The following is a 24,105-nucleotide window of genomic DNA, read 5'->3' as shown; positions in this document are numbered from 1 at the left end:
GGCAGTCTTTCCGGGCCAATTACCTTGAAAAGGTCGGTATTACTGCAGCATCCGCTCTTCGGCGGGCGGCAGGTAGGAGCTGTCGAAGACATCCTCGGGCGCGATCGCATCGGAAATGCCCATCGACACCTTCAGCTGCTCGATGGAGGACGCCAGGCGTTCCTCATCGACGCCACCCATGCCGTTTTCCTGCACGTAGGGGGTCAGGATGTTGCCGTCGATGGCCATCTGCAGGCGCTCCTGCTCCACCTCGACGTCCAGCGTGCCGTCCCGCTTGGCGACAGCCGCGGCGCCGGCGGCCGGATCCTCGATGGCCGCGGCGAAGCCCTTTATGACGGCGCGCAGCAGGCCGGTGACGGCCTCGGGGTTCTCGGCGGCGAAGTCCTCGTTGGCGAGGATGGCGTTGCCGTAGAGGTTCAGACCGTGGTCGGCCATCAGGATCTCGACGATGTCATCCTCGGGGGTGCCCTGGGCCTTCAGGTTCAGGATCACCGAGAAGGTGAAGCCGAAGACGCCATCGACATCGCCGTTGGCCAGCATCGGTTCACGCACCGGGAAGCCGATGGATTCGATGGTGATGTCGCTGTCGTCGATCTCGGCCACGTCCTTGAAGATCGGCCATTGCGCCCAGGCACCATCCGGCGGCGGCGCGCCCAGCACGTGCCCTTCGACGGACTTCGGATCCTCGGTGATGCCCAGCGACTTCCGGCCCACGATGCCGAAAGTGGGCTTGTCGTAGACCATGCCGACGCCGATCACCGGCTGTTCGGGATCCTCGTCGAGGAATTTCACCAGGGAGTTCAGGTCGCCGAAGCCCATGTCGTAGAGGCCCGAGGCCACGCGCGGGATGGTGTTCACGGAGCCGGTGCCGGTGTCGATCGTGACGCTCAGGCCTTCCTCTTCGAAATAGCCCAGGTCCTCGGCCAGCAGGAAGCCTGCGGCGGGGCCTTCGAAACGCCAGTCGAGGGCGAACTTGATGTCGGTTTGGGCCTGGGCACCAAGGGCACTCGCCCCCAGGGCCAGGGCGGAAATCATGGGGATGGCTTTGCTGCCCAGATACATGTGATGTCCCGTCCGTTGATTGGATGTCCTCGTTTCAGCCCCGGCGGCACCCCGAAGGGCGGGCCATGGCCTCGCATGGATCAGACAGATCACCCGTGCGGCAACGCATCCAGACCAGAAATTGGGTCGATGCGTTCTGATTTTGCGAACACTCTCGCGAAGGCAGAGTGGCGGGGGCTGACGCTCAACCCGGCCCGCGACGATGGCAGTTCGGATGCCGCACAGGGCCTCACCTCAGCCCGGCTCCCCGCCGGTTTCCGCCCATTCCTGCAAATACCCCCGCAATTGCTGGGAGAAATTGGCCGCCGCCACCGAAACGGCGGCATCGGCGGCCCCCGCGATCAGGCGCTGCGGGCGGATGCCGGGGTCCATCAGGGGCACGAAAACCAGCTTTCCGTCGCGCAGATGGTCCTCGATCCCCACCGGCGTCATGATCCCCAGGGCCCCGCCACGGGCCACATGCGCAATCATGTAGGCAACCGAAGAGCTTACAAATTGTGCATTTATCCGCAGGTCCCGCGTCTCAAGCACGTGGTCGATCTCCCGCGCGATGGAGGTGGAGCCATCGGGCAGCACCAGGTCATAGCCCAAGAGGTGGTCGAGCTTCACCGACCGGCGCTGCGCGATCGGATGGTCGGGCGCGGCGATCACGCCAAGCGGGAAATCGGCGGCGGCCACCTGGCGCAGCGACAGGCGCGGCGGCGGGTTGAAGATCAGGCAGAGGTCGGCACGATCTTCCGCAACCTCGCGCACGCATTGGTCCATGTCGAATTCACGCACCTGGAATTCGACCCGCGGGTAGCGTTCGGAAAAGGCATGGATCGCGGCGGGCAGCAGCCCCCAGAGCGGGCTGGCGACCGAGGCGATGGTCACCTTGCCGCGCGTGCCGGTCTTCAGCTGGCCGATCTCCGACACGGCGCGGTCGTACTCGCGCAGGGTGCCCCGGATGTGCATCAGCAGGATCTCCCCGGCGGCCGTGGGCCGCATGCCGCGCGGCAGCCGCTCGAACAGGGGCACACCCAGGTCCGCCTCCAGTTCCAGCACGTAGCGGTTGATGGCCGAGGGGGCGATGTTCACCGCCTCCGCCGCCGCCCGGATCGACCCGTGGCGGGCCACCGCATCAATGTAGCGCAGGGCGCGGTTGTGCATCTGTCTTCCCCCTTGTCCGTCGCGGCAGAGCCTAGGCCCACCCCCACGTTGCGTACACATTTTTCGATGCGGTTCGCCGCAAAACGGCACTTTTTCCGCACGCATGGGCCGGGCCATATCCGGACCAGACCAAACAGGAGACCCCCATGGCCCCGCGCACCCAGATCTTCGAGGACCGCCCCAGTGACGAGGCCATCGCGGGTTTTCGCGCCGGCATGGCGCCCTTCTGGCATCCGGTGATGGAAAGTGCCGCGCTGACTGAGGCCCCGTCCCCGGTCGAACTGTTGGGCCGCCGCCTGGTGCTGGCCCGGTTCGATGGCGCGGTGCATGTCTTCCCCGACACCTGCGCGCATTTCCAGGCGCAGCTGTCGCTGGGCAAGGTGGTTGTGGTCGACGGCAAACCGGCGCTGCAATGCCCCTATCACGGCTGGGCCTTCGGCGCGGACGGGCGCTGTGCCCGCATCCCGCAGTTGCCCGAAGGGCGCGCCATTCCCGCCGCCGCCGACATCCCGGCCTTCCGCGCACGCGAGGCCTATGGGCTGATCTGGGTCTGCCTGGAGGCGGAAGCGACCTTCGACCTGCCGCCCTTCCCGGAATATGACGACGACACCTTCCGCAAGGTGCGCCTGGCGGAACCCGAGGATACCGCCACCTCCTCCACCCGGATGATCATGGGCACGCTGGACGACACCCATTTCCCCTGGGTGCACGAAGGCATCCTGGGCGACCAGGACCACCCGGAGCCGCCCGATCACGAGGTCTGGCGCGAGGGCAGCCAGCTGGTGCTGCGCTACGAGGCGGAACAGCCTGCGGGCCTTTTCAACGGCGGCGCGGGGAACGGGTCGGTGAAGCTGCTTTACACCGACTACGTCGGCATGCCGAATGTCATCCGTCTGGTGAAGGACAGCCCCGGCGGGCGCTACGTGATCTGGCTGGCCACCTGTCCGCTGGACTGGAACCGCACCCGCAACTTCTGGATCTTTGCCCGCAACTACGACATGGCGCCCGAACGCGACGCGACCTTCACCGAGATGGCGGCCCATGTGCGGATGCAGGACAAGCCGATCATCGAGAGCCAGCGGCCCTGGCTGCTGCCGCCCTTCTGGAGCAAGGTCGAGCTGCCGATCCGCCCGGGCGACCTGCCGCTGATCCAGTACCAGAAGTGGCTGGAAGAGCTGGGCATCGTCACCGCGATCTGACGCAACGACCTGCTGTCCTTTCGCCGATACGTGCAAGAGAGACTTGCGTCGCGCGCCTGCCTCCGGAACAAACTGTCCCGGAAGACAGGAGGATTACCATGAAACTCATGCGCATCGGCGCCCCGGGCCAGGAACGGCCCGCCATTCTGCACGAGGACGGCACCCGTCGGGACCTGTCGTCGGTGGTGAACGACATCACCGGCGCCGCGCTGACCGCCGCCGGTCTGTGGCGGATCGGCGAGGTGGACCCGCTGTCCCTGCCGGTGCTGGACCCCGAGGCCCGCGTTGGCCCCTGCATCGGGCGCGTGGGCAAGATCATGTGCATCGGCCTGAACTACGCCGACCATGCCGCCGAGGCGGGGATGGACCTGCCGGAGGAACCGATCCTCTTCATGAAGGCCACCTCGGCCATCTGCGGCCCCAATGACCCGCTGATCATCCCCAAGGGCAGCACCGCCACCGACTGGGAGGTCGAGCTGGGCGTGGTGATCGGCAAGACCGCCCGCTACGTCGACGAGGCCGAGGCGATGGAGCACGTGGCCGGCTACTGCCTGGTCAACGACGTGTCGGAACGCGACTTCCAGCAGAAACGCTCCGGCCAGTGGGTGAAGGGCAAGTCCGCCGACAGCTTCGGCCCGCTGGGACCCTGGATGGTGACCCGGGACGAGATCGCGGATCCGCAGGCCCTGCCCATGTGGCTGGAGGTGGACGGGCACCGCTATCAGGACGGCTCCACCGCGACGATGGTCTTCGGGGTGGCGCATCTGGTATCCTACCTCAGCCAGTTCATGACGCTGGAACCGGGCGACGTGATCTTCACCGGCACGCCGCCGGGCGTCGGCATGGGACAGAAACCCGACCCGGTCTACCTGCGCCCGGGCCAGACCCTGCGCCTCGGGATCGAGGGGCTGGGCGAGCAGTGCCAGACCACGGTGCCCTGGGACGCGGTCTGAGCCAAGGGGGATGGCAGAGGGGGGCCTTGCCCCCCGTCCCCGTGCCGGAGACTCCCCCCAGAGTATTTCAGACGAGGTGAAGACAGGGGGGATGCGCGTGCGAGGCCACCATCGCACGGGGGGATGGGCGGTGCGCCCGCCAGGTGGAAAAGGCGGGCACCCGGCAGGGCTCCGTCCCCCTGTCTTCACCTTGTCGAAAATACTCCCGCCGGAGGCCTCGGCCGTCAGGCCGAGACAGGGCCGCGCCGCCTCTACCAGCTTTCGCGGTCGGCGATCTGCGCCTCGCGGAAGCGCACCACCAGCCCGCGGAACCAGAAGACCACATGCGCCGCCAGCGGCTCGGCCTCGAAGCGCAGGCGCAGCAGGCCGGGCTGGCCGGCCAGGGCCGCGGGCGGCGTGCCGACCTCGGTCACCAGCTTGTAGGAGCGTCCGCCGCCCACCCGGTCCACCGCCGGGATCGCCAGCAGCTCGGTCGTGGAGGTATCAAGGGTGTCGTACTGCCCCGCGTGGCGCAGCTCGACCCCGGTCAGGCCCTGCTGGAACTTCTGCACGTAGCGTTCCGGGAACTGCCCCGTGAGCCGTGCCCGCCCCGTATCGGGCAGGAAGGCGCCCAGGGGTTCGCCGGAGGCCAGGTAGGCGCCGCGGGCCAGCCCGCTGCGCGGCAGGAAACGGCCCGAACCGCTGGTCAGCTCCAGCTCGGCCAGTTCGTAGCGCGAGACCTGCAACTGCTGTTCCAGCGTCTCGACCTGTTCTCGGGCCACCGCCGCCTTCGCCGGATGGTCGCCGCGCACCGTCTCATAGGCCAGACGGGCCCCGTCGAGATTGGCCTCCAGCATCTGGGCGCGGTCGGCCAGCAGCGGGTTCTCCAGCCGTGCCAGGGGCGCGCCCGGTTGCATCTCCCCGGCAGGCGCCAGCGCCTGCAGGAAGCCAGCCGTGCGGGCCGTCACCTGGTAGCGCCCGCCGTTGTCCAGCGCCACGGGCAGCACCAGCACATGCGGCGCCTTAACGAAGGCCAGGGCAATCACCAGCGCCGCGAGCAGACCGAGGCGCATGCCCGTCCGGGCGCGTTTCGCGGGCTCGTCCAGCGCCACCTTCGGCACCCGGTCGCGCATCATCGGCACGGCGAACATGGCCATCGCTCCCCAGGCCACCAGCACCACGCCGAGCCCGAGATAGCGCGGCATCAGCGCGAAACCGATGACGAAAAGGATCCGCAGCCGGTAGAGCAGGCCCAGCACCGCGTAGCCCAGCATCGCCCAGTGCCGCCCGGCCTGCGGGTAGCTGCCCGCCCGGCCCAGGGTCATCACCCAGACCCGCGCCTCCTTGAACACCGCCGCCGCCCGGGTCGCCAGGTTGCGCGACCGGATCAGGTCGCACATGACGTAGTAGCCATCCAGCTTCACGATCGGGTTGGCGTTGAACAGCAGCGAGTTCAGCGTGGAGAAGACGAAGATGTTGCCCACCAGGACCTGCAGGTAGCTGCCCTCGACCAGATACCAGGCGATGAAGGCCACCAGCCCCACGCCCACGTCCACCGCGATGCCGGCGGCGCTGATCGCCAGCCGGTGACGCCGGTGCGCGCTGACGTCGGCCTCGGAACAATCCACGTAGGGCATCGGGTAGAGGCCGATGACGTAAAGCCCCCCCTTGCGCAGCCGCACGCCGTAGCGCGTCGCGGTCAGGGCGTGGCCCAGCTCGTGAATCACCTTCAGCAAGGGCGCGACGATCCCGAAGGTCGCCAGCGCCTGCAGCGAGAAGAGGTTGCGGTAGCTTTCCATGATGGCCCAGTCGCTGCGGATGCCCAGCATGAAACAGGCCAGCGCCATCAGGGCCAGAGCCCAGAGATACCAGGGCGCCACCATGCGCCGTGCCAGGGGAGCCAGACGCGGCTGCCAGGGCGCCAGGTCGATCAGCGGGATCGACATGAAGACCGGGTTGAAGGGCTTGCGCCGCAACTGGTCCTCGTCGCGCATGCCGCTCATCTGGCGCAGGAACCCATAGGCGTCGCGCAGCTCCTCCGCGCCCATGTCGCGCCGGGCCTCTTCGTCGCCGTCGTTGATCGCGCGCAGCCGGTGCAGGGCCAGTGCCAGCTTGCGCGGCAGGCTGAAGATCCGCCCCGAGGAGCGATCCTGCGCCAGGTAGAGCCTGCGGTCGCGCCCGTCCGCGCTGAGCCGCAGGGCCAGCTGGCCTACAAGCGCAAACCCAGGTACTGCCATGCCTTCACCTTGCCCCATTCGACCACGTAGCGCGACAGCGCCCGGATCCGCATCACCTCGCCCGCCTCGACCCGGGCAAAGCCCGTCAGCCCGACGATCAGCTCATCCCGCCCCGGCTGGGTCAGCCGGGCCCAGGCGCTGAGTTTCTGGTCGCCGCCCTCGCCTTCCGTGGCCTGCACCGGTGTCTCCACCTCCAGCGGCCAGGTCTCGCCCGACAGACCGCGGAAGTAGACCTCGCCGGTCAGACCGGGACGCAGAAGCGGTGCATCGACCCGGGTGACGGTCAGCGAGACGGCAAAGGCATCCTCGGGCTGGATCGTCGCCACGGCATCGCCCGTGGGCAGGAAGCGGCCCAGCACGTTCGACCCAAGGGACGAGATCACCCGGCCCGCCTCGGGTGCCCGCACCTGAAGCCGGTCCAGCCGCGATTGCAACTGGTCGAGTTGGCGGCGCAGGGCCTCCTGCCGCTGTTCGGACAGCACGTAGGCGCCGTAGTCATTGTCGGCCAGGGCGGTCTGGGCGGTGGCGGCCTCCACCGCCAGCTGCAGCCGCGCCTGGGCCGCCTGTTCCTCGATCTCCGGCGCACCGAAGACCGCCAGCACCTCCCCCGCGTCCACCGCCTCGCCGACCTCGACGCGCATCTCGCGCAGGTAGGCGTCGAAGGGCAGCGTGACCGCGCGCGCCTGGGCCGGCTGGCTGAGCGCGGAGGCGGTGACGATCAGCGGCGCCGGCAGCGCCAGCCAGACGAGGCCCGCCAGCGCAAGCGCCAGCGCGGCCCCCTTCAGCACCCGCGCGCGGGCCGACCGGCGGGCCTTCGACGGGCGGCGCCCGGCGACGGTCACCAGCTCCGCCAGCCCGGCGGTGTCGGCCTCGGGCGAGGGGTCGATCAGCAGGATCGCCGGGGCCTCATGGCCCACGGCCGGCAGGTCCAGCAACAGCTCTCCTGCCTCCATCATCCGCGCCAGAAGGGCGGCATCCAGGGCGCTGTCGTCCAGGTCATCGGCACGGATGCGCAGCGGCTCGGCCGGCTGGCCCTCCTCCGCGCGGTAGCTGGCGATGATCTGGCGGATTTCGTCGAAGACCGGGTCCAGCGCCCGATCCGACACGCGCAGGGCACCGACGCCCCGGCTGCCTGCCCGCCCGTCGCAGAGGGCGACGGCGGCGGCGCGCGCAATGCCCGCCTCGACACAGGCGTCGGCCACGACCTGCGCGGCCGCGGCAGGCGACATCTTCTCGGCCCCGGCCATGCGGGCCAGCGCCAGCAAGGCCGCCGATCCGGCACGCGCCTGGGCGGCCTGGGCCGCCTTGCTGCGCCCGGTACCGGCCTCCGCCGGTCCCGTCGCCAAGGCGCCCGCCGCTTCGCCCGTGATCGCCATCCCGGACTGACGTCCCGCCTGCTCCGCCCGCAGCTTGCGCGCCGCGGCCAGGCAGTCAGGGCCCGAGGCCTTCAGCTGATCCATCAGCCCCGGCAGGTCGGTGACCGAGGGCACCTCCGAGAGGATCCAGGCCAGGTGTTCGCCGTCCTGCGGCAGGATCACCAGCAGGCGGTCCCCCACGCGCCGGATCACGGCCTTGTCCGAGCGCAGCTGGACGATCAGCGCCTCTGGGATGTCCTCCGGCAGGGTGCCATGCAGAAGCACGCCCTGTCCGGCAGGGTCGATGCAGAACAGGGCGTCGAGCGTGTCGATCACGGGATTAACGGTCTTTCAGGGGATCAGGCTTCGATCTTGCCGAACTGCTCTTCGTAGGCGCGGATCGACTGGGTCAGGATCACGGCCAGGCGTTTCGCGGCGAAGGGCGACATGACGATGCGGTTGGCCAGCTTCACGTCCACTTCCTTCTGCTCGTCCATGGTGCCGCGCCAGTGCTGGTGCGTGCCGAAGAGCAGGAAGAATTCCTCGCGGTTGGCGGTCGCCGTGCCGATGTTGGCGTAATGGCTCTGCATCTCGCTGTCGTCCCAGGCGATCTTCACGCCGTTGATGGTGCCGGTCGCGGTCTTGGGGGTGGTATCGTCGCTCATGGTGGTATCCTCAAGTCTCGTGGGTCCGGACGCGCGCGGCGCCCGGGTTTCAGGCCGCTTCAGACGGCGCTTCGTTTTCATTGTCCGCCTGCACGCGGTTTAGCAGGAAGGCGATGATCTGGCGAATGACCATTTCAAACTCCGGCGCATCCAGGTTCCAGACCCCGGCGAACTGCCCCGCGATGCCGGCGCGCAGCGCGTCATCCAGGACCGAGCTTTCGGCACCGGAGTTGACCATCACCGCCAGGGCGCCAACCACCTTCTCGGAGGACAGGTAGTCCATCAGCTGATTGACGAAGACCAGGGTCTGCACCTCGTCGCCGAAGCCCTCGGCGATGAAGTCGCCGCCCAGGTCGCGCTCGGTCATGTCGAACTGCGCCACCGAGAAGGCGGGCAGCATGTCGAAGGGCGTGCCGATGGCATCGTCCAGCTGGGCGCGCGACACGACGTCGATGGCGCCAGGCCCGGCGAAGTTCGACTGCCACAGGGTGCGGAAGGCCGTCTCGCCCTCGAACTGCAGCGGCGACCATTCGGCGTGGAACTCGCCCGCGTAGGCGTCGGAGAAGATCAGGTCCTCGGCGGTGTTGCCGAAGAACAGATCGCCGCCCAGGCCGCCCACCATGATGTCATTGCCCGCATCGCCGCTGATCAGGTCGTAACCGCCGGTCTCATAGGCGAAGTTGGTGTCGATCAGGGTGATCTCGAAGAGACCGCCATCGGCCATCTCCTCGTAGCTGCGCTGGAAGATCACCGTCTCGCCGATCAGGAAGTCCTGGCCGTCGTTGCCATTGATCGTGTCGGCGCCAAAGCCGCCCATGACGAAGTCATTGCCGCCACCCGCATGGATCACATCGTCGAAGCCCAGGTCCATCCGGGTGCCGATCATGTAGTCGATCCGGTCGACCGCCGACTGGCCCGCACGGCGCGTGGCCGGGTCGGTGAAGGTCAGCTCTGCGATGTCGGCAATGATCATGTCGTCGGTGTTGCCGCCCATGATGCTGTCGGCGCCCGCCTGGCCGACGATCAGGTTGTCGCCCGACATGTCGCCCGCGCTGATCGTGTCGTCGCCGCCCAGATCCTCGTTGGTCAGGACAAGGGTACGCACGTCCGAACGGTTGATGAAGGTCATCGTGCCGTCGTCGCCCATCACGATGTCCTCGCCCGCGTCGACGTAGATGTCGTCATTGCCGAGGTTGCCCATCACCAGGTCGGACCCGGTGCCGCTGTCGATCACGTCATCCCCGCCGAAGTCCAGCAGCGTCGCGGTCAGCGACCCCTCGCCCATCACATGCGAGGAAATCCAGCGGCCGTTGTCGCCCAGGATGGCATCCTCGCCCGCGCCGGAGCGGATGGTGTCACCCAGGGCGCCGCCCAGGATCACGTCGTCGCCCGCGGTGGAGGTGATGCTGTCCGCCCCGCCCTCGCTTTCGTCGAAGGTACGCGCATCGCGGACCACGTTGACCAGCGATCCCGCGTCGAGGATCAGCACGCCCTGATCGCCGATGATGGCATTGTCGCCCGAGCCCGCCGCGATCACGTCGCCGCCGTCGCCGCCCAGGATCGCATCGGCGCCCGCGCCGCTGCTGATCGTGTCGCCGGCGCCGGTGTTGGTGTCGGTCGTGGTCAGCTCGGTCAGGTGGGTGTCGGCCCAGTGGATCTCGCCGCTGTCGCCGATCACCCGGTTCTCGCCATCGCCCAGGTCGGCCACGTCCGCATCCCCGCCGAGGATGAAGAAGTCATTGCCTGTGCCCGAGGTGAGGCTGTCGGCCCCGTCGCTGTCGAGATAGGCCGAAACCAGATCCCCGTCCTGCGTGCCGGAGGTGTCATCCAGCAGGTAGGAGCCCGAGTCGCCCAGGCCGCGGTTGTTGCCGTTGCCCGCGTCGATGGTGTCGGCGCCGGTGCCGCCGATGATCACATCGTCGCCCGATCCGGTCTCGATCACATCGTTGCCGCCCAGGTCCTCGTCCGAGGTGCGCATCTCGACCGTGCCTTCGGTGTCGAAGGCCATGCGGCCATTGTCGCCCATCACCCAGTTGGTGCCGCCTGCAGCGCGTACCGTATCGGCACCCACGCCGGCCAGGGCGACCAGCGCGTCATAGCCCGAGGTGATGCTGTCGTCGCCGCCGATGGCGGGCGAGGTGGTGAACAGCTCCAGCGTGCCTTCGGGGATGTCGAAGTGGATCTCGCCATTGTCGCCAAGTGCCACATTGGCCCCGTCGAAGAGATCCGCATCGTCGCTGCCGTCGCCCAACAGGACCGTGTCAGCGCCCGCCCCACCATAGACGCTGTCGTCGCCACCAGTGCCCGGATCGGTGGACAGCAGGTCGTAGCCCGTGCCCACGGTCACATCGACGGTACCGCTGTCGCCAAGTGCGATATTGGTGCCGTCACCCAGGGTGGCGTGGTCGTTGCCGCCGCCCAGGATCGCCAGATCCAGTGCGTCTGCCGCGCTGCCGGTGGTCAAGGTGTCGCTGCCGTCGCGCTCATCATAGGCCGAGACCAGCGAATAGACGGGGGCCGCCGGGTCGCTGACGTCGCCGGTGATCGTGCCACGGTCGCCGAGGACGAAGTTATCCGCCTCGCCCGCCGCGATGCTGTCGGCGCCTTCACCGCCGATGATCACGTCATCGCCCGCACCGGTGGTGATCGTGTCGTCATCCCCGGTGCCACGTGCCGTGGAAAGCGCACGGAAGCTGACCCCCTCGGTCACATGGATCTCGCCATTGTCGCCCAGCACGATGTTGCGCCCGTCACCCAGGTCGGCCTCGTCGCTGCCGTCTCCCAGGATCGCGATGTCGGTCCCTGCGCCGCCGGTGACGGTATCATTGCCGCCGGAGCCCGCATCGGTGGTCAGCAGGTCGTAGCCGGTGCCCACCGTCACATCCAACGTGCCACTGTCGCTGAGCACCATGTTGGTGCCATCACCCATCGTGGCGTGGTCATTGCCGCCGCCGAGGATCGCCAGATCCAGTGCGTCTGCCGCGCTGCCGGTGGTCAGGGTGTCGTTGCCGTCGCGGTCGTCATAGGCCGAGACCAGCGAATACACGGGGGCCGACGGTTCGCTGGTGTTGCCGGTGATCGTGCCACGGTCGCCCAAGACGAAGTTGTCGGCCTCGCCCGCCGCGATGCTGTCGGCGCCTTCACCGCCGATGATCACGTCATCGCCCGCGCCGGTGGTGATCGTGTCGTCATCCCCGGTGCCACGTGCCGTCGACAGGGCGCGGAAACTGACGCCTTCGGTCACATGGACCTCGCCATTGTCGCCAAGCACGATATTGCGCCCGTCGCCCAGGTCGGCCTCGTCGCTGCCGTCTCCCAGGATCGCGATGTCGCGGTCCTCACCGCCGGTGACGGTGTCATTGCCGCCGGAGCCCGCATCGGTGGTCAGCAGGTCGTAGCCGGTGCCCACTGTCTCATCGATGGTGCCGCTGTCGCCCAGGGTCAGGTTCACCCCGTCGCCCAGATCGGCCCAGTCGGCCCCTGCCCCGAGGATGACCATGTCGCGATCATCGCCGCCGGTGACGCTGTCGCTGCCATCGCTTTCATCCATGCGCGAGGTCAGCGCATAGACCGGAACCTCGGTGTCCAGCGTATCGCCGGTGATCTCGCCGCTGTCGCCCAGCACCAGGTTGACCCCGTCGCCGGTGGAGATCGTGTCGCTGCCCTCGCCGCCGACGATCACGTCGTCGCCCGAACCCGTGGTGATCTCGTCATCGCTGGAAGTGGCGAAAGTATCGGAGGAGGTCACCACGACCTTGCGGCCGGTGTACTCGTCGTTGGCCTCGACCGTGATGGTGCCGTCATCGCCCAGGACGTAGTTTACGCCATCGGCCAGTTGGGCCACGTCGCTGCCCCCGCCAAGGGCGATCATGCCGTCGCCGCCGGTGGAAGTGATGGTGTCGTTGCCGTCATCTTCGGTGCCGGCGGTCTCGATCTGCGTCGCCAGCATGGCGATCAGATTCAGCGCATTGGCATCCTCGGCCCGCTGTGCGTCGGTCGGGTTCGCCCCGAGCGGCACATAGGTGCGCAACGCGTTCAGCGCGATCGGGTCCAGGGTGATCGTCCCCGCATCGCCGATGGCGACCAGGCTGGCCGCCGCGGAGGTGATGGAATCGTCGCCGAGCGAGCCCACGGCCACGTCCTTCAGATCCGCCGGGGCCGCGGTGCCGTAGTGGCCCGCGTCGTCGGCGCCGAAGGTGATGATGTCATCGCCGTCGTTCTCGTTCGCCAGGCCCGTCAGCTCGCCGTCGGCAATCGACAGGGTGCCCAGGTCGCCCAGCACCATGTCGGCGCCCAGGCCCGCGCTGATCGTGTCGTCGCCTTCGCCGCCGATGATCAGGTCGTTGCCGCGCCCGGTGGTGATCCGGTCGGCCCCGCCCCGCGCAGAGGCCATGGAGACGATGCCGGTGACCGCATCCAGGATCTGCGCCCCGGTGATGGTGGCAAAGTCGCCGACCACCACGTTGGAGCCGTCCAGATCCTCGATCACCTCGATGGTGCCCTCGGACGAGCCGCCGGCGATCAGCACGTCATTGCCCATGCCCCCCGCCAGGCTGTCGGTGCCATTGTTGGCAGAGGTGATGAAGGTCGAGGCCACGCCGGTGACCACATAGCTGGCCGACATGGTGATCCGGGCGAAATCGCCCACCAGAAGGTCCGCCGACAGGCCGCCGTCCAGCGTATCCTCGCCGCCGCCACCCACCAGGATGTCCGACCCGTTGCCGCCCTTCAGCAGGTCATCGCCATCGGCGGCATCGGCCACCGTCAGGATCATGCTGGAGGTCTGCGACTGGCCGGGCGTCATGGCCAGCAGGTCGATCTCGGACCCACCGGAGGTGGTCAGGGCGAAGGTCCCGCCGGTGGCGATGTCATCGCCCTGCCCGCCGGTGACGGTGTCGCTGCCCAGCCCACCCTGCAGGATGTCGTCGCCCATCTGGCCGTGCAGCACGTCCTCGCCGCCACCGCCGATGATGATGTCCTGACCGTCCTTCAGCGACAGGGCGAAGATGTCGTCGCCACCCTCGGTGCCGCTTTCGCCGGCGGCCTTGCCCCAGCCCCAGACCTCGGTCGTGTTGCCGTCGACCTTGATCAGGTCGCCGTCCGCACCGCCTTCGATGAAGATGTCGTCGCCGCCCGCGCTGATCGTGTCCGACCCGGCGCCGGACAGGATGGTCACGTCGCCCTCGTTGTCGCTGTCGATCTCGATCAGGTCGTCGCCTGCGCCGGTCATCACGATCTTGGTGCCGCCGGCACCCAGGGTGATCGTGTCGGCGTCGCTGCCGGCGGTCCGCTGGGTGCTGGCCGTGTAGCCCTCCATCAGCGCCTTCAGGTCGAGGTTGTCGCCGCTGACCCCGTCGGACGCCCGCAGCCCGCCGTCGGCGGTGTATTCCAGGCCCAGCAGTTCCAGCACCTTCGCCTCGCTCACCCCGCCATCGGCGAAGGTGGTGATGAAGAGATCGCGCATGCCGTAGTCGTCGTCACCGATATAGACCACGTTGCCGCCGTCGATGTTGACGTTGTCCTGCCCCTCTTCGCCGAAGATGATGTAGGTACCGCTGGCATCTTCCGCGGTGATGGTGTCGTTGCCGTCGCCGGCAAAGACCACGTGCAGCCCGGTGGACGGAAGCGTTATCTCGTCGTCGCCTTCCCGGGTGTAGGTGATGGTCGAGGCGGTGCTGCCGTCGGATTTCGGTTTCACCCCGGATAGGTCGATGCGGTTGTTGCCCGCCCCGGCCGGCAGGATGATCGCCGCCGCATCCTGGTCGATCGTGCTTTCGACCCGCTTGCCGTTCTGGGTGTAGATCAGCGTGTAGGGAGAGTTCGGCCCGTCGATGGAGACGGAATCGTCGCCGTCCTCGTAGATGTCGGTCATCGAGGCCCCGGCGCGCGAGCCGATGTTCAGGATCGCCGTACCGCCCGTGTCGCCGATGTCGCTGGACAGCGAGGTCAGCACCGGCAGTCCGCCGAAGTCGATGTTCTCGTTCACGTCGATGATCGTCCAGCTACCGCCGAAGCTGAACAGCCACAGGTCGATCTCCACCCAGACATCCAGGCTCAGGTTCACGCCACCGTCGCCGATGAAGATCGTGCCCAGGAAACCGCCGAGGCTGCCGGCATCGGCGGCGCTTTCGACCACCGCGATCAGCTCCGGCAGGCGCAGCTTGCCGTCGTGGTTGGGGTCGTTCAGGCCAAGCCGGAAATAGGCGCCGCCGTCCAGGTCGGCCCCGGCAATCCCCAGGTTCAGCGACACGGCGAAGCCGAAGTAGACGTCGATGATCGAACCGATGCCGCTTTCGATGTAGATCCCGTCCAGCAGGCGTTCCGCGTCCATCGTCTCGACGAAGTTCACGATCCCGCCCAGATCGTAGCCGACGGTCAGCCCGCCCTTCAGCTTCAGCGTGACCGAAGCCTTGAAGGCGCTTTGCACCATGTCCGCGACCCAGCCCGGCAGACCGATGGCATCAAACAGCTCGTCGGCCAAGTTGATCTGGCGATAGGGCAGGTTGAACAGGGTGAAGTGCAACTCCACCAGGCCGACGTCCTCGTAATTGCCCAGGAAGATGTCGATGACCGAGAAGGGATCGGTCAGCAGCGGGAACTCGACGGCAAAGCCCTGCGTGGTATTGCCGAAGATCCCGAACTGGCTGGCCGAAACCGTGCTGGTCAGGTCGGTCGAGATAGACTTCTGGTCGATCGTGTTCAACCGGGCCTCGCCGCTTTCCAGATCGTCGGTGGAGCCGGAGAAGTCGTAGTCGCCGAAGACGACCACCCCGCCCGTCGCCTCCAGGTCTTCGAGGAAATCGTTCAGGTCGGTGATCACCTGACCGATCGTCTGCACCATGCGCACGATCGGGAAGGCGGTGGCGAGGCCGTTGAAGATGACGTTGAACGGGAAGGTGCTGTCGAGGAAGCCGAAGAATTCCGCGGCCGGGTCGATGAAGCCACGGATCGGGTCGAGGACCGGCGCCAGGATGCCTTCGTAAAGCTGGCTGAGGTCGATGCGGACGTCGTGGAAGGCGAGGGCCGTCATGTCCAGCCCGTCTTCGAGGGTGTAGACGGCGCGGAATTCCAGCTCGGTGGCGACCGAGGGAATGAACTGCACACCGCCCAGCAAGAGCGGCTCGCCCGTACTGGGATCGAGGATGTCGCCCTGAAGCGACAGCATCACGTCGATCCGCGCCTCGAAGCCGAAGTCGATCATGTTGCCGGTATCGAGCTGCGAGAAGTAGACCACCTTCTCGTAGCTCAGCGGGTCGCCGTGGCTGTCGGTGATGTCGATGCCGCCGAAATCGCGGTAGGCGGTGGTGGAGGTGATGGCACGACCATCGCCCTGCTGGCCCGGATCGGTGATCGTCAGGCCCTGATCGCCGTAAAGATCCACGTAAAGCTGGGCGGACAGGCGCAGCTCGCCGTCGCCCGCATGTTCCGAGGCGGCGGAGTCATACAGCGGATCGCTGGTGTCGGCCTCGGTCGTCGCGGTCACGCCCAGGATGCCGAAGAGTTCCATCGAGGTGGTGAAATCGCCCGCGTCCACGGCGAAGTCGATGACCATCTCCGACTCGTCGGTGTCGTTCAGCAGGAAGAACCCGTTGCGGTCGTAGCCGAAGCCGATGTTGACAGAGTAGCCCAGGGACATCTGCAACTCGGCGCCTTCGGCCATCTCCAGGTTGAAGCCCGGGATGCCCAGGTCGAAGCCGATGTCGAGCACCTCGTTGAAGATCTCGGCGGAGAAGTTCAGCGCGCCGTAGACATAGCTTTCGTCGGTGCTGCCGTCGGTGTTCAGGTAGGCGTGCAGGTACTGGGTGTCCGTGGTGCCCAGCAGGTCGTTCAGCGCATCGTTCAGGAAGCCGGTGATCAGGTCCACCGTGGTCGGCATGGTGCCATCGGCCAGCGGTGTTTCCGCATAGGCCATCGCGGCCTCCAGCACGTTGATGCGGAAGTCGTCGAAGAAGGTGACACCGGCGCCGATCTGCTCGCCCACGATGGGCAGGTTGATCGATCCCAGGAAGTCGTCGATCGCCGACTGCATCATGTCCAGGATCATGTCCAGACCGTCGAGGACCAGCACCGGATCGTTCAGCAGAGCCGCGACATTGATGTTGTCGAGGAAGCTGGACAGGTCCGGGAACTCGATGTCCGGCATGTAGATCTCGGACAGTCCCGCGCCCGAGGCCAGGTCGATCAGCGCCCCTTCGAAGACGTCGGAAACACTCACGCCGTCGTCCAGCAGGTCGGACCAGCTGGCCCCGTCCTTCAGATTGACCAGGGAGACGTTCCAGGTCAGCCCGTCGGTGGCCGGATCGAACAGGCCGATGCTGTCGCTCAGCGGCAGGTTGACGTCGATGCCAATGGAGATGTCGACGTCGAACAGGTCGGCATAGCTCAGATCGGGATCCTCGCCGATGTCGAACAGATGCGACAGGTCGTACTGGCCCTCGTGTTCGTCGCCGTCGATGTCGTTGAATCCGAAGGAGATATAGGCCGGATCGCCCGATCCGTCCGCCGCGCCGATGAAGGCATGGCCGTTGTCCACCGCGACCTGCAGCGGGCCCAGGGCCAGGGTCATGTTCAGACCTTCGGTCACGCCGGCGAACATCGACAGGTTGATGCCGCTGGCCTCGGTATCCAGGTAGGCCCGGATCGAGCCGTCCTCGACCGCCTCGTAAAGAACTTCGGAGGTCAGCGTGCCGGCACCGTAGCTGCCGTCGCCCGATAGGCCCAGGGCCTCGGCGATATTGGCCCCGCCCAGATCGGTCAGGGCAAATTCGATCTCCTCGGAGATGTCGACGCCCATCAGGGTGAAATCGTAGGTGTCGTAGCCCAGCACGGCGTCGAAGCCGGTGGAGACCAGGACGACATTGCCCGATCCGTCGCCAACCGCATGCACCAGCTGCGCCACCAGAACGGTGGTGCCCGGCGCGCCGGTCTCGAAGACATCCGAGCGCGCCACCGACAGCTCCGCCAGGGCGGCATTCACGGCCGCGACGAATTCCTCTTCGGTGCGGCCGACCACCGCGTCGATCTCGACGGTCACCCGTCCCTCGCCCACGCCTAGGTCGAAGCTGTAGGCGGCCTCGAAATCGCTGATCTCGCTCAGCGCGATGGTCTGCAGCCCGTCCACCTCTTCGGAGGCGGTCTCGGCCGCGCCGGTCAGGGCCTCGGCGCCGGTATCATCAGTGGCAGAGGCCAGGCTGTCGGTCAGGCTGACCTCGCCCGTGGCCTCATCATAGCTGAAGCTGACGGTGTCGCCGAAGGCGCCCTTGACCGCCGTGTCGACCAGCGCCACCACCTCTGCGATGGTCTCGGCGCCATCGAGGTCGATATCCACCTTCTCCAGCACGCCCTCGGCATTGACCCGCGACACGCGCAGCTCGGCCCCGCCGCCGGGGCGCATGTTGACCGTGCCGACCGTCGCCAGCGCCGAAATCGCAGTGGAGGCCGAGGCCACCGTGGAGGGTTCGGCCAACAGCGTCGACAGGTCCAGACCGAAGACGAAATCGAGCGACAGCAGCGGATCGAAGACGATCTCGCCATCGCCCGAGGCATCCACCAGTCCGGTCACGGTCGCGGCCAGGTCCTCACCCACCACGTCGGCCAGTTGATCGCCGATCAGCTCTGCTAGGTCGATCTGGAAGGGCAGGCTCTCGCTATAATCGTCCAGGAACTCGAAGCTGAGACCGAAGACCAGGGTGGCGGCCTCCTCGTCCCAGGTCAGTTCCACGGTGTCTTCACCGAAGAAGCTTTCGAGGAAGCCGTCCAGCTCATCCAGGGCGGCCTGCGGGTCGTTGCGGATCTCCTGCAGCTTTTCCAGGAAATCGGCGGAGAAGCTGATGGTGTCGAGAAGCGAGAAGTTCAGCAGCGGAATGTCGGCGGCGAGGAAGGGCAGGTTGTCTTCCAGGGCGTCGCCGACGACCACCAGCATGTTGGCGATGGACACCAGGCTGTCGAGAATGTCGTCGCCTTCCAGCGCCGCCAGCCCTTCGAGGGCCGCTTCGGCGTCGGGGTCGTTGGCGATGATCGCGATCTCGGCGGTGTCGCCGATCGCGGTCAGGTCGGTCACGGTGACACCCAAGCCGTCGATGACGTCCTCGTTCAGCCCGTTGATGCCGGCCACGTTGATCGACACGTCGCCCAGCAGGGCAGAGAACTGCGCTAGCACGTCGTCGCCGTCGTAGCCATGGGCGTTGACGAACTGCACCGCGCTGCCCGACAGCGCGGCCTCGCCCGAGGCATCCAGCGCCAGGCCCTCGCCGTCGGTGACGATGGTGCCGCCGAAGTCCAGCCGCCCGATCAGGCCCTGCAACCCGGTGGCCAGCGTGGTTTCCACCTCGCCGTCATCGCCCAGGTCGACCTGGTTCACCACCGCGTTCCACAGGTTGTTGAAACTGATACGGCTGCTGGCCGAGCCGTCGGGGTTGCTGCCCACAAGGCTGGCGTAAAGCTCGGCCCCGAAGGCCACGTGGTTGAGGGAGGAATCCTCGCCGCCCACGACGATGGAGGCGATACCCAGATCCGCCGTGCCGGTGATGTCGCTGGCCTGGGCGTTGACCGTCAGCTCCAGCGAGACGTCGGTCAGGAAGGCATTGTCCATCACGCTGTCGATGATGCTGTCGCCCTGCCCTGCCGCGCCCTGAAGCGCGTTGCCGCCAGCGGCGATCAGGTCGCTACCCAGGTCGGCCAGGTCGATTCCGAAGGCGGAGGTCATCGTGCCCGACAGCGAGGCCGTCAGCAGCGCCGACAGGTTGGTGTCGCCCAACATGCCGAAGCCCAGCTCCTCGGCGGTGAAATACACCTCATCGTCGCTGGTGATCTCTGCGCTGGCCGTGACCTCGGGCAGGCTGAAGATCAGCGCGCCATCGTCGGTCAGATCCAGCATTGCGCCGGCCCAGATGTCCTGCAACTCGGCGTTGACCCAGGCCAGCAGCCCGTTCAGCGTGGTAGCTCGAAGGATCGCGCCATCCGCGACCGAGACCTCGACCTGGCGGTCTTCCTCCGCGTCGATGGCAAAGGCCAGCCCGTCGCCGTCGGTGTTGGCCGACACGCTGACGCCGATCCCCTCGGCGGCCAGCGCGGCGTTGAAGTCGGCGATCAGATCGCCCAGATCGGTCCAGCCGGTCTCGGAACTGACATCGACCTTCCGGTCCACACCATCGACGGTGAAGGTGAAGCGCAGGTCGGTCACGCCCGTCAGGTTGTCGAGGTCCAGCGCATTCAGCTCGAAGGAGGTGACGGCATCCTGGAAGCCCAGGAAGCTCTCCTGCACGGAGGTCTCACCATCCGGCGCCGCGCCGGAGCCAGCCAGCACTGCCGCATCCGGGTCGCCGGCATCGACGTAGTAATCCAACGCGGCCAGAGCGTAGCCGTCGAAGCCGAGGGCCGAAAGGCTCACCTCGTCCCGCAGGGTGCCGCCGGTCTCGGTGACGCTCGTCAGGGCGAAGCTGGTGTAGGTTTCCGCGCCGCTGTCGGGATCCGTGGTGCGCTGCGACGTGGTGGCCTTCAGCGCGCCCAGCGACGAGACGGAGAAGGTCATGCCGTACTGGGTGCCCAGCAGGGAAGAATTCAGCAGCGCGGCCAGGGCGTTCATCCGTTCGGCCACGCTCAGGGAGGTGTCCTGCAGCTCGGGCGCGGCGGTCAGATCGACGGTGACGTTCAGCGTGACATCGGTGCCCTGCTGCACGGCAAAGGTCATGGTGCTGTAACCGGCCAGCGCATCCATCTGCGCATCGGTCAGCACGTCGGCCTCGAAGGTGACGATCTCGTTGGTCAGCAGCGTCTCGATGGTCTGCGCATCGAAGCCCAGGACGCCCTCGTCGATGACGAAGGCCGACACCAGGTCGTCGAAGACCGCCGCGATCGCCTCGGCCGCGTCGGTCAGGCTGATGTCGGTCATCGGGATCTCGATGTCGAACATCGTGTCGGTCAGCACGCCCGACAGCGCGGTCCCGGTGTCGGTGAGGAAGTCGATAAGGTCGCCCGTCGACATGGTCGCCAGCGCGTTCACCAGGTTCTCGAACACCTCCTTCAGCTCGTCGCTGAGCACGGTGGCCGAGGTGTCCAGATCCAGGCCGAGGTCGATGCTGTTCAGCATCGTGTCCAGGATGTTGCCGCCGTTGCCGTCCGACAGCACGGCGGAGACGGTGACATCGGTGCCAAAGGTCTGCGTCGCGCCGGAGAAGTCGAGTGTGCCGGTCAGGCCCACGTCCAGCATGCGATAGCTGGTGCCTTCCTCGATGGCGGCATAGTCGCTGCTGCCGGCCTCGGCCAGAAGCACGTCCAGCGACAGGTCGGCCCCAGTGGTGGTGCCGTAGAACTCGAAGTCGAGAGAGCCCAGCCCGCCGGAGAAGTCGATCGCGCCGCCCAGGTCCAGGTCCTCGGCGCCGGTGACGGCCAGGCGGAAGCTGGCGGTGTCGACGCTGTCGATGCCCAGCTCCAGCAGGCCCAGCGTGGCCGACAGGTCGCCGGTCAGCGGCAGAGCCCCGCCCACGGTCAGCAGCGGATCGAATTCGAAATTGTCGACGTGCACTTCCAGCGCGTTCAGCGCGGCGGTACCTGCGTCGACCTCGATCGAGGCGGAGATGTCGAAGCTGAAGCCGTTGCCGACGCTGCCGGCGGCGTTCAGGTCGAAGGGCAGGTCCAGCCCCGGCAGCGCATCGGCCAGCAGGGTGGTGAAATCGGCGCTGAAGTCCTCGGACAGCAGCGTGACCTCGGCGGTGACGGACCCGTTGCCGCCATCGGAGAAGGTCACCAGCGTCTCACCGTCCACCTCGATGTCCGTCAGGGTGAAGCTGAGGGCGGAGACCGAGCTGTCCAGCGAGGGCACCACGAGATCCAGCAGTGCCTCGGCGTCGGCCTCGGCGTCGGTCGCGCCCTGGTCATCCAGGTAGTCGACCAGTTCCGACATCAGGTCACCGCTGAGGACGCTGTCGCTGTCGAAGATGGTCGACAGGCCGGCGGCATCAATCGTGTAGCCCAGAGAGGTGGAGCCGCTGCTGGCCAGGCGGTCGTGGAAGGTGTCACTGAACAGGTCGTCAACCGTGCCCGCCAGCCCCGAGCGCAGCTCGTCCAGCGCGCCCTGGATCCGGGTCACGGTATCGGTAACCGCCGACAGGTCCTCGGTGTTGTCCAGCAGCGGGTCCAGCAGCGCCATCGCCGCCTCGCCCGAACTTTCCAGCGACTCCAGCAGATCATCGGCCTGCTGCGCCTGATCGTCGAAGGACTGGGCCAGACCCAGCATCAGCTCGGTCAGGTCCTGGGTGCCGCCCAGGTCGATGGTCAGGTTGGCATCGAGCATGACACGGGGTTCAAGAGGGATCGCGCGCTGATCGACTTCGAGCGACGGTTCTGCACGGAGCTTGCGTTGCTGTCCCATTCTGGTCCCTCTGGCCGTTCAGGCCCCAACAAGAATCAACCTTACCGTCAGAAGCTGGCGGTGAAGGAGAAAGAAATGTTCTGTACGTCGTCGCCGTCGCGTTTCTCGATCGGTTCGGCAATCGAGGCGGTGAATTCACCCATCTTGGTCTGGTAGGCCAGCGAAAGGCCCACCGACTGGCGCAGGTGCGCGCTGTCGTCGACGTTCGGGCTGTCGATGCCCGGCAGGTCGGACAGGGTCGCGGCATCCCAGAAAGCCCCCACGGCCAGATCGGGGCGCGCGGTCGGCACCATCACCTCCAGCGTCGCCGCCACGTAGCGGGTTCCGCCCAGGGCGTCGCCGGTGGAGGCGTCGATCGGGCCGATGCCGCCGTAGGCGAAGCCGCGCGGCATGTCGCCGCCCAGGAAGGCGCGTTCGTTGATCGCCACATAGCCGTCGTCGCCTTTGCGCACCACGCCGCCCGACAGGCCCAGGTTCAGGACCGCGGGGCCGAAGACCGGCTGGTAGATGTCGACATGGGCCGTGGTCTCGGTGAACTCGCGGCTGTCGCCCAGGCCCGAGGCCCGGATGGCGAAGCCGAGGTCGGCGCCCGGCTCCAGCACCGACTTGCTCTGCCGGTTGCTCCAGCTCAGCGAGGCCTCAAGTCCGGTCGCGTCGCTGTCACCCATATCCGCCTGGATCAGCGGCGACAGGGCGTCATCCGCCTCGCTCAGGTCGTCGGCGACGTGAAACAGCCCGACGCGGTAGCGCAGCTGCGGCGTGATGGCGGCGCCCACACCGACGCTCACACCGTAGCTTTCGCGCCGGTAGGAGCGGAAATCCCATTCGTCGACCTCGGCGGTCAGGCCGAAGTCCAGCACCGTGTCCGCGCCAAGCGCGGTCTGGCCGAAAGCCACCGCCTTCTCGACGTCGAGGCTCAGGCCCTGGCCGCGATCCCCCAGCCGATAGTCCAGCGACAGGTCGATGCCGGCGCTGAACAGATCCTCGATCTCCAGCCCCAGATCGGCGGTGGCACCGTAGACCGACGACACGCCGGCGCCGGCGATCATCGCCCCCTTGGAGGCGACCTGCGCCTGGCCGACAGGGGCGAAGGCGATCAGCACGGCGCCCGACAGGACGCCCCCGACGCCCAGCAGGGCCAGCGACTTGCGAATGGTGCCCGGGCGCCCGTGTCCGGGGCGCGGTTGGTAGGGCGAAAGGCTCATTGGGTTCCCTCCCCGGGGGCACGGCTGGCGGAGATCTGGCATTTGCTGCCCGGAAGGACGTCGGGCGCTTCCAGGGTGAAGAAGACCGAGATCGTCCCGGAGGCAATGTCGGCCAGTTGGGCGGCGTAATCGAAGGTGACCGGATAGGGCGCGGCGCGGTCGTCGTTCACGGCGATGGCATAGCCCCCTGCCCCCACGAAGCCGGCCAGGGCCGCGGCCGGCACGAAGGCTTCGACCCGCAGCGGCTGATTGACGTAGAGGGTGGCCAGGGGCCGGCCGCTGGCGCTTTCGCCCGGGTCGATCAGGTCCTCGCCGACGACACCGTCGACGGGGGCCAGGACACGGGCCTTCTCGACCAGCAGCTGCGCGCGGTCGGCCTCCAGCCGGGCCATGTCCAGCGCCTGCTCCTCGCGCAGGATCTCGGCCTCGGCCATGGCCAGCTCCAGCGCGGCGCTCTCGTATTCGGCGGGGCTGATCGCGCGGCGCTCCAGCGCGGTCTTCAGGCGGGCCTCGCGTTCAGCGGCGCCGGCCTGGCGGATGCGGGCCGCCTCCAGCGTGGCTGTATTGGCGGCGCGGGCCTCGGCCAGGCGCAGGTCGGCGCGCGTCATCTCGCTGTCCAGTTCGACCAGCGGGTCACCGACGCGCACCTGCTGACCGGGCCGCACCAGAACCGTCTCGGCGACGCCGTTGATCTGGGCGGCGACCTCCACCACGCGCAGCGGGCGGATGGTGCAGTTGAACTCGGTCACGCCGAGACCAGGGCGCGGTCCGGCAAGGCTGGACGTGGAGGTGGTCGTCCCCTCTCCCGACTGCAGGGCCTGGGCCCGGGCCTCGAAATCCGCGCGGCTGGTGGATTGACCAAAGGCGGCGCCCGCGGGCACCGCCATCATGGCACAGATCAGCCAGCCCCGGATCGTGGCCCCTCGCATGGC

At 67.5% G+C, this 24,105-nt stretch carries 10 protein-coding genes; 2 read left to right on the top strand and 8 right to left on the bottom strand.

What is annotated here, in order from left to right; translation table 11 throughout:
- Positions 1-39: 39 nt before the first annotated feature.
- Together LC066_RS17395 and LC066_RS17390 are read right to left on the bottom strand one after the other, a co-directional pair.
- Entirely contained in the window at positions 40-1,062 is a 1,023-nt protein-coding gene (locus LC066_RS17395; RefSeq protein ID WP_222479634.1) for an ABC transporter substrate-binding protein, read from the bottom strand.
- Positions 1,063-1,296: 234 nt separating this feature from the next.
- A complete protein-coding gene (locus LC066_RS17390; RefSeq protein ID WP_224901670.1) occupies positions 1,297-2,211 on the bottom strand; it encodes a LysR family transcriptional regulator in 915 nt (304 codons plus the stop codon).
- A gap of 146 nt (positions 2,212-2,357) precedes the next feature.
- On the opposite strand from LC066_RS17390, the gene LC066_RS17385 reads away from it, so the two are divergent.
- Positions 2,358-3,410 carry an aromatic ring-hydroxylating oxygenase subunit alpha gene (locus LC066_RS17385; RefSeq protein WP_224901667.1) on the top strand — a complete coding sequence of 351 codons (1,053 nt, stop codon included), beginning with the start codon at positions 2,358-2,360 and terminating at the stop codon, positions 3,408-3,410.
- Positions 3,411-3,508: 98 nt separating this feature from the next.
- Positions 3,509-4,363, top strand: coding sequence for a fumarylacetoacetate hydrolase family protein (locus LC066_RS17380; protein ID WP_224901664.1), 855 nt, complete (start codon positions 3,509-3,511; stop codon positions 4,361-4,363).
- Between the two features lie 251 nt (positions 4,364-4,614).
- Here LC066_RS17380 and LC066_RS17375 read toward each other — a convergent pair whose 3' ends face one another.
- The 6 genes from LC066_RS17375 to LC066_RS17350 all read right to left on the bottom strand — a co-directional run bounded on the left by LC066_RS17375 (position 4,615) and on the right by LC066_RS17350 (position 24,102).
- A complete protein-coding gene (locus LC066_RS17375; protein WP_224901661.1) occupies positions 4,615-6,579 on the bottom strand; it encodes a site-2 protease family protein in 1,965 nt (654 codons plus the stop codon).
- A complete protein-coding gene (locus tag LC066_RS21545) occupies positions 6,552-8,270 on the bottom strand; it encodes an HlyD family efflux transporter periplasmic adaptor subunit (RefSeq protein WP_224901658.1) in 1,719 nt (572 codons plus the stop codon). The genes LC066_RS17375 and LC066_RS21545 overlap by 28 nt, the downstream gene beginning before the upstream one ends.
- Before the next feature lie 23 nt (positions 8,271-8,293).
- Positions 8,294-8,599: a DUF3467 domain-containing protein gene (locus LC066_RS17365; protein WP_222479624.1), complete on the bottom strand. Its 306-nt coding sequence runs from the start codon at positions 8,597-8,599 to the stop codon at positions 8,294-8,296.
- 49 nt (positions 8,600-8,648) lie between these two features.
- A complete protein-coding gene (locus LC066_RS17360; RefSeq protein ID WP_224901654.1) occupies positions 8,649-21,890 on the bottom strand; it encodes a beta strand repeat-containing protein in 13,242 nt (4,413 codons plus the stop codon).
- A gap of 125 nt (positions 21,891-22,015) precedes the next feature.
- Positions 22,016-23,173: a BamA/TamA family outer membrane protein gene (locus LC066_RS17355; protein WP_224901652.1), complete on the bottom strand. Its 1,158-nt coding sequence runs from the start codon at positions 23,171-23,173 to the stop codon at positions 22,016-22,018.
- Positions 23,170-24,102 carry an efflux RND transporter periplasmic adaptor subunit gene (locus LC066_RS17350; protein WP_224901649.1) on the bottom strand — a complete coding sequence of 311 codons (933 nt, stop codon included), beginning with the start codon at positions 24,100-24,102 and terminating at the stop codon, positions 23,170-23,172. The genes LC066_RS17355 and LC066_RS17350 overlap by 4 nt, the downstream gene beginning before the upstream one ends.
- Positions 24,103-24,105: the final 3 nt, after the last annotated feature.

Origin of the sequence: Pseudooceanicola marinus (assembly GCF_020177265.1) — a bacterium.
GTDB classification, from domain to species: domain Bacteria; phylum Pseudomonadota; class Alphaproteobacteria; order Rhodobacterales; family Rhodobacteraceae; genus Pseudooceanicola; species Pseudooceanicola marinus_A.
This window is presented reverse-complemented; position numbering and strand designations above follow the sequence as displayed.

Excerpts from the sequence above, each read along its gene's own strand:
- LC066_RS17395 (WP_222479634.1), bottom strand. The coding sequence starts at position 1,062 with ATGTATCTGGGCAGCAAAGCCATCCCCATGATTTCCGCCCTGGCCCTG.
- LC066_RS17390 (WP_224901670.1), bottom strand. The coding sequence starts at position 2,211 with ATGCACAACCGCGCCCTGCGCTACATTGATGCGGTGGCCCGCCACGGG.
- LC066_RS17385 (WP_224901667.1), top strand. The coding sequence starts at position 2,358 with ATGGCCCCGCGCACCCAGATCTTCGAGGACCGCCCCAGTGACGAGGCC.
- LC066_RS17380 (WP_224901664.1), top strand. The coding sequence starts at position 3,509 with ATGAAACTCATGCGCATCGGCGCCCCGGGCCAGGAACGGCCCGCCATT.
- LC066_RS17375 (WP_224901661.1), bottom strand. The coding sequence starts at position 6,579 with ATGGCAGTACCTGGGTTTGCGCTTGTAGGCCAGCTGGCCCTGCGGCTC.
- LC066_RS17365 (WP_222479624.1), bottom strand. The coding sequence starts at position 8,599 with ATGAGCGACGATACCACCCCCAAGACCGCGACCGGCACCATCAACGGC.
- LC066_RS17360 (WP_224901654.1), bottom strand. The coding sequence starts at position 21,890 with ATGCTCGATGCCAACCTGACCATCGACCTGGGCGGCACCCAGGACCTG.
- LC066_RS17355 (WP_224901652.1), bottom strand. The coding sequence starts at position 23,173 with ATGAGCCTTTCGCCCTACCAACCGCGCCCCGGACACGGGCGCCCGGGC.
- LC066_RS17350 (WP_224901649.1), bottom strand. The coding sequence starts at position 24,102 with ATGCGAGGGGCCACGATCCGGGGCTGGCTGATCTGTGCCATGATGGCG.